The 6000-nt window shown below is 73.3% G+C and carries 5 protein-coding genes; 3 read left to right on the top strand and 2 right to left on the bottom strand.

The window, feature by feature from the left end; all coding sequences use genetic code 11:
• Both ACGFMK_RS37705 and ACGFMK_RS37700 read right to left on the bottom strand, forming a co-directional pair.
• Nucleotides 1–1197: adenylate/guanylate cyclase domain-containing protein (locus ACGFMK_RS37705; protein WP_392773771.1), on the bottom strand; the 1197-nt coding region annotated here is incomplete at its 3' end.
• Between the two features lie 485 nt (nt 1198–1682).
• A complete protein-coding gene (locus tag ACGFMK_RS37700) occupies nt 1683–2423 on the bottom strand; it encodes a sulfite exporter TauE/SafE family protein (protein ID WP_392773769.1) in 741 nt (246 codons plus the stop codon).
• Nucleotides 2424–2510: 87 nt separating this feature from the next.
• Between ACGFMK_RS37700 and ACGFMK_RS37695 the strand changes: the two genes are divergently transcribed.
• From ACGFMK_RS37695 to ACGFMK_RS37685, 3 genes are all read left to right on the top strand, one after another.
• Nucleotides 2511–3275, top strand: coding sequence for an AraC family transcriptional regulator (locus tag ACGFMK_RS37695; RefSeq protein WP_392773767.1), 765 nt, complete (start codon nt 2511–2513; stop codon nt 3273–3275).
• Between the two features lie 85 nt (nt 3276–3360).
• Entirely contained in the window at nt 3361–4269 is a 909-nt protein-coding gene (locus ACGFMK_RS37690) for a diiron oxygenase (RefSeq protein WP_392773766.1), read from the top strand.
• A 4-nt stretch (nt 4270–4273) separates the two neighbouring features.
• The gene (locus ACGFMK_RS37685; protein WP_392773764.1) at nt 4274–5755 is read left to right on the top strand and encodes an FAD-dependent oxidoreductase; all 1482 of its coding nucleotides are present in this window, start codon (nt 4274–4276) and stop codon (nt 5753–5755) included.
• Nucleotides 5756–6000: the final 245 nt, after the last annotated feature.

Here is a 6000-nt window from a genome sequence, read left to right as displayed (position 1 = left end):
CGGCGCCCCGAAGATGGCCAGGACCGCGTCGCCGACGAACTTGTTGACCAGCCCGTGGTGGCGGTCGACCTCGTCGACGACCACCGCGAAGAACCGGTTGAGCAGCCCGACCACCTCCTCGGGCGGGCGGCTCGCGGCCAGGGCCGTCGAGCCGACGACGTCGACGAACAGCACTGAGACCGTGCGCACGGTGCCGCCGAGCTCGGTGGACGTCCGCATCGCCTCGACCGCGACCTCCCGGCCGACGTGCCTGCCGAACAGGTCCCGCAGCCGCTCGCGCTCCCGCAGCCCGGCGGCCATCCCGTTGAACCCGGCCTGCAGCAGGCCGAGCTCGGTGCCGTCGTAGACCGGGATCTCGCCGCCGAAGTCACCCGCCCGCACCCGGGCCAGCGCGTCCTGGACCGACCGGATCGGGTTGACGACGGCGCGGGCGGTGAACACCGTGACCAGCAGGCCGAAGCACAGCACCACCAGCCCGAGGGCGATCACCGAGACGGCGAGCTTCGTCGTCGACACGTCGCCGCGCACCCAGGCCAGCACCGCGGTGACCACCAGCCCGGCGACCGGGACGCCGGTGCCCAGGCACCAGAACAGCAGCATCCGCAGGTTGACGCCGCCGCTGAGGGGCCGCGCCGGGGTGGTGCCCGCCAGGGCTCGCGCGGCGTACGGCCGCAGGGCGAATTCGCCGAAGAGGTAGGCGATCGCGCAGACGACGACACTCGCGAACGCGACGACGAGGAACACGGTCAACGCGACGCCGGGCTGGAGCAACACGGCCAGTCCGGCGAACACCACCGTCGCCACGCCCCACAGCACCGCCTGCACGAGCGTCAGGCGCAGCGGGACACGCAGGCTGGCGGCACGCTCGGTGTCGCTCGGACGGCGTCCCTCGGCCGCCCAGCGGAGGGTCCGCAGGGCGCCGCGGGTGCCCCAGAGGGCGCCGATGACCACGGCGGACACGACGTAGGCGGGCACCGCGACCGCCGTGGCGTGCACGAGGTCGCCGGACAGGCCCGGGGCCGGCATGAGCAGGGCCGCGAGCCCGACCACGACCAGCGCCCCGATGACGTTGGTGGCGACCAGGGTGAGGGTGAGCAGCCGCTGGACGCGCCGGCGCAGCACGGAGACGTCCTGGTCGAGGGGGCCGAGCAGCCCGGAGCCGAAGGGCCCGGCTGGTGAATCGCTGGATGGGTGCACCGGTTCCTGCCGATCGACACACGAATGAGTGAACGACTGTACACCGAAGTGCTGCGGGGGTCGGGTGTGGCGCGCGCGAGTTCACTCCGTGGGGTGGTCGCGCCAGGGTGGTGGCCGGCGTCGTACCCGGCAACCGAGGTGGGTCACGGAGTGCTGCCGGGATGGGTGTGTGGCGCGCCCGGGTTCATGCCGTTGGAGTGGTCACGCCAGGGTGGTGGCCGGTGTCGTGGTCGGCGAACCGAGGTAGGCGACGGAGTGCCGCCGGGTCCGGGTGTGGCGCGCTTGAGTTCGCGCTGTGGGGTGGTGGCTGGCGTCGTGGTCGGCGAACCGAGGTAGGCGACGGAGTGCCGCCGGGTCCGGGTGTGGCGGGCGCGAGGGGGTGGTCACGCCAGAGTGGTGGCCAGCGTCATGCCCGGCAACCGAGGTAGGCGACGGAGTGTTGCCGGGTCCGGGTATGTGGCGCGCGAGTTCACGCCGGCGGGTGGTCACAGCAGGATGGTGGCCAGCGCCGTGCCCAGCAAACCCAGGTAGGCGACGGCGTGCGCGCGGTCCGGGATGGCGGGCGACCACCGCCGCAGTAGCGCGATCGCCGGCAGCGAGCCGGCGAGCAACAGGGCCGCCGCGGGCGGGTCGATCGCCGGGGGCCCGGGCGAGGCCAGGTAGACGGCCGTCGCCACCGCGGCCACCGGGAGGCTGAGGGGGTTGGCCAGCGCGGTCGCGTCGCTCATCGGCAGGCCGCGCCGCCGCAGCAGCGGCACGGTCAGGACGCTGCCGCCGACACCCAGGAACGCCGCCACCGCCCCGATTCCGAGGCCGCCGGCGGTCACCGTGGCCCGGCTCAGCGGCCGCCGCTCACCGCCGCGGACGAACCCGCGCCGCAGCAGGCTGTCGAGGATCGTCGCCGCCAGGTACGCCGCGAACAGCGCGTGCAGCACGCCGTCCGGGACGTTCGTCGCGGCCAGCGCGCCGAGGCCCGCGCCGGCGGCGACGAACGCGGCCAGCGGCCAGACGTACTCCCGGTGCAGCCGGCCCGCCCGTGCCACGGTGATCGTCGCGCCGAGCGAGTTGACGAGCATCACCGCGGCGGACGTCCCGACCGCGACGTGCATCGCGCCCGGGCCCGCCGCGGCCACGGCGTAGACCACCGGGACCGTCACGAACCCGCCGCCGAAACCGAAGAGCGCCGTGGTGACGCCGCTGAGGACACCCAGTCCGAAAAGGAGCACGTGCCGGGACGCTACGGCAGACGCGCGTGGCGGGCATTCGATGATCGGCCACTTCCTTCCGAGTTCCGGCCATCTAGGCTCGGGCTCGTGCGCAACATCCACATCGACACCGTCGACGGCCTCGAGCGGGACGTCGTCGCCATCGGCACCGACTACCCGCCCGGCCACGTGCTCGCGGAACACCGGCACCGGCGGGCCCAGGTGCTCTACGGCGTGACCGGCTCGATGCGGGTCGAGACGGCCGACGGGGCGTGGATCGTGCCGCCGCACCGGGCCGTGCTGATCCCCGCCGGCACCCCGCACGCCGTGCGGATGGACGGGGTCAGCACCCGCAGCCTCTACGTCGAACCCCGTGCGGTGCCGTGGTTTCCGGCTCGCTGCCGGGTCGTCGAGGTGTCGCCACTGCTGCGGGAGCTGCTGCGCGAAGCGGTCGACGTCCCACCGCGGTACGCCGTGCGCGGGCGCGACGCGGCCCTGCTGCACCTGGCGTTGCACGAGCTGCGTCGGGCCGCTCCGCTACCGCTCGACCTGCCGCTGCCCGCCGACCCGGCGTTGCGCCGGCTGTGCCAGGACTTCCTGGCGGAACCACGCGTCGACGTCCGCCCGGCGGCCTGGGCGGCCCGGCTGCACGTCGCGGAGCGGACGCTGCACCGCCGGTTCCGCGCCGAGACCGGGCTCGGCCTCGCCCCGTGGCGGCGCCGGGCCTGCGTGCTGCACGCGCTGCCGCTGCTGGCGGCGGGCGTGCCGGTGGCCGAAGTGGCGGCCGGCCTGGGCTATTCCGGCCCGGGCGCGTTCACCACGATGTTCCACCGTCTCCTCGGCGCGCCGCCGAGCGAGTTCCGCGACCGCTGACTCCGAGGACGGGTGTGCACTGGAACCAGTATGTGTTACGGTTGGTAACAGTAAACCGTGGTAACACCTGACGAGGAGGTCGGCTATGACGAGCATCAGCGAGCGTGAGCCGGAGGTTTCGGACCGCGAGACCATCGCGCGCCGGCTGCTGGACTCGTCGGAGCAGCTCTCGTACGACCCCGTGAAGGAGGTCGACTGGGAGACGCCGCTCGACAAGAGCTTCCACGGCGCCAGCCCCGAGTGGAGCACGCTCTACGGGACGTCCTACTGGGACGAGATGACCCCGGAACAGCAGCGTGAGCTGACCCGCCACGAGGCGGCGTCGGTGGCCAGCACCGGGATCTGGTTCGAGATGATCCTGCAGCAGATGATCCTGCGGGACTTCTACGCGAAGGACCCGACCGACCCGGCGTTCCAGTGGGCGCTGACCGAGATCGCCGACGAGTGCCGCCACTCGATCATGTTCGCCCGCGGCGCGGCCAAGCTGGGCGCGCCCGCCTACCGGCCGACGCGATTCGTCGTCGAGATGGGCCGGGTGTTCAAGGCGACCGCGACCGGCGAGGCCGCCTACGCGGCGATCCTCGTCGCCGAAGAGGTCCTCGACGTCATGCAGCGCGACTGGATGCGCGACGAGCGGGTCGTCCCGTTCGTCCGGACCATCAACAACATCCACGTGGTCGAGGAGTCGCGCCACATGAAGTTCGCCCGCGAGGAGACCCGCGAGCGGCTCGAAGGCGCCGGCTGGGTGCGACGGCAGATCAACGCCCTGGTCGTCTCGATCGCGTCCTACTTCATCGTCACGAGCATGGTGAACGCCAAGGTCTACGAGAACGCCGGGCTCGACGGCCGGCGCGCGCGGCGCGAGGCGAAGGCCAACCAGCACCACAAGTCGATGCTGCGCTCGAGCTGCTCCGGGCTGATGGAGTTCCTGCACTCCGCCGGGCTGCTGACCAAGCCGGCGCTGTGGTTCTACAAGCGCGCGAACCTGATCTGACGTCATGGCCTTCGCGATCACGCAGACCTGCTGCGCCGACGCCTCCTGCGTGTCGGTCTGCCCGGTCAACTGCATCCACCCCACGCCGGACGAGCCGGACTTCGGCCGCACCGAGATGCTCTACGTCGACCCGGACACGTGCATCGACTGCGGTGCCTGCGCCGACGCGTGCCCGGTCGACGCGATCTTCCCGGCCGGCGACCTGACCGGGCCGCTGCGGGCCTACGAAGAGATCAACGCCGGGTACTACGCCGGGCGGGACGTGCTGGCCGAGGCGACCACGGCACCGAACTTCCACCGGTGGGCGCCCCCGGCGTTCACGCGAGTACTCCCAAGCGACTTCGCGCCGCTGGACGTCGCGGTCGTCGGCACCGGCCCGGCGGGCATGTACGCCGTCGAGGACCTGCTGCTGCACACCAACGCCCGGGTCACCCTCGTCGACCGCCTGCCGGTGGCCGGCGGCCTGATCCGCTACGGCGTCGCGCCCGACCACCCGTCGACGAAGAAGATCGGCGAGACGTTCGCGCGCTTCCACGACCACCCGCGGCTGCGGCTGCGCCTGGGCACCGAGGTCGGCCGCGACGTCACCGCGGCCGAGCTGGCCCGGCGGCACGACGCGGTGGTCTACGCGGTCGGCGCCACGGCGGCCCGTCCCCTCGGCGTCCCGGGGGAGGACCTGCCCGGCAGCCTCGCCGCGACGACCGTCGTGGGCTGGTACAACGGCCACCCGGACGTCGCGCCCGGCGCCGTCGACCTCTCGGCGGAGCGGGTGGCCGTCGTCGGCACCGGCAACGTCGCCCTCGACGTCGCCCGCGTCCTCACCGCCGACCCCGAGACCCTGGCCGGCACCGAGATCGCGCCGGCCGCGCTGGCCCGGCTGCGGTCGAGCAAGGTGCGCGAGGTCGTGCTGCTGGCTCGCCGTGGCCCGGAGACGGCCGCGTGCACCCGCTCGGAGCTGCTGGCCCTCGCCGGACGCGCCGGCGTCGACCTCGTGGTCGACACGCACGACCCGCGGGTCGCGGCGGCCGTCGACCAGGGGGAGGGCAAGGCGGCCTGGCTGCGCGGCCTGCCGCGGGAGTCCGTGGACTGGTCCGCGGCCCCGCCGGACGACCGCCGCCGGATCGTGCTGCGGTTCCACTCGGCGCCGGTCGCGTTCACCGGCGACACCGAGGTCCGGGGCGTACGCGTGACGGGCCCAAGCGGCGACGTCGAGATCTGCGCGGGCCGGGTCGTGCGGGCCGCCGGGTTCCGGGGTGTCCCCGTGCCGGGCCTGCCGTTCGACGAGCAGTCCGGGCGCGTCCCGAACACCGCGGGCCGTGTCGAGGGGCTTCCGGGCACGTACGTCGCGGGCTGGATCAAGCGCGGCCCGTCCGGCGGGATCGGGGCGAACCGCACGTGCGCCCACGAGACGGTCGGCGCGCTGATCGAGGACGCCGTCGCGGGACGCCTGCCCGCGCGCCGCCGGAGCCTGTTCGGCCGCCGCTGACCGACCACCCCGTGCCGCCCCGGTCTCCCTCGGAGACCGGGGCGGTTTCGTGCGTACGGCATCCCCCGGATGAGTGATGCGGTACCGCACCGAATCCGGTGCGGTACCGAAGAAATAAGAATGTCCATATCGGACAACTCCGGAAAGCTGCTCATTTGAGCGAGGCACTCGTGTCGACTTTCCTGAGCCTCAGCCGAAATCCGCGACTTTCGTAGGGTTGCCCGCCCGCGCCACCGGGCGTTCCG

Source organism: Amycolatopsis sp. NPDC049252 (genome assembly GCF_043197175.1).
Taxonomy (GTDB): Bacteria; Actinomycetota; Actinomycetes; order Mycobacteriales; family Pseudonocardiaceae; genus Amycolatopsis.
This window is presented reverse-complemented; position numbering and strand designations above follow the sequence as displayed.

Bases quoted from the DNA above. Each gene is read 5' to 3' on its own strand.
- ACGFMK_RS37690 (WP_392773766.1), top strand. From the start codon at position 3,361: ATGACGAGCATCAGCGAGCGTGAGCCGGAGGTTTCGGACCGCGAGACC.
- ACGFMK_RS37685 (WP_392773764.1), top strand. From the start codon at position 4,274: ATGGCCTTCGCGATCACGCAGACCTGCTGCGCCGACGCCTCCTGCGTG.